Source organism: Neisseria sp. P0022.S009 (genome assembly GCF_051956675.1).
Lineage (GTDB): Bacteria > Pseudomonadota > Gammaproteobacteria > Burkholderiales > Neisseriaceae > Neisseria.
Genome location: NZ_JBQCXE010000037.1, coordinates 1 through 559, shown reverse-complemented (window position 1 = coordinate 559; position 559 = coordinate 1). Strand labels below are relative to the sequence as shown.

1 protein-coding gene is annotated in these 559 nt (G+C 49.9%); it reads left to right on the top strand.

Annotated elements, in window-relative coordinates; genetic code table 11:
• Nucleotides 1-153 precede the first annotated feature (153 nt).
• Nucleotides 154-559 (top strand): GA-like domain-containing protein (locus ACTHUG_RS11310; protein ID WP_440422261.1); only part of this gene is annotated, 406 nt, incomplete at its 3' end.

Below are 559 nucleotides of genomic sequence, written 5' to 3'. Positions count from 1 at the left end.
ACACGCGTTGATGTACGTGACGGTAGCACAGTATCTGCATTGCCCGATGCGAACAACAACTGCATTAAAGGCAGCGATGAAGCAGTGATTGTATACGCACTGTAAAAATTGAAGGCAGCGGAAGCGGCAGAGACAGCCGCGGAAGACGCGTTGGTGAGAGCAAACAAAGATTGTGTTATCAGCCAACAACAGGAGGATGAGCTCAAAGCCTTAAATGCTAAACTGGCAGAAACCAAAGCTGCGGAAGGTGAAGCGGTGAGAACTCTACCAGCAGATGCAAAAGATGCGGAAGGTAATACACCGGCTAAATTGCAAGCACGCGTTGATGTACTTGACGGTATCACCGTACCGGCAGTGACCGATGCGAACAACAACGGCATTAAAGACAGCGATGAAGCAGCGATTGCAGGCGCACTTGAAAAAGTGAAAGCAGCGGAAGCGGCAGAAACAGCCGCGGAAGACGCGTTGGCGAAAGCAAACAAAGATGGTGTTATCAGCCAACAAGAAGCGGATGAACTCAAAGCCTTAAATGCTAAAGCGGCAGAAACCAAAGCTGCGG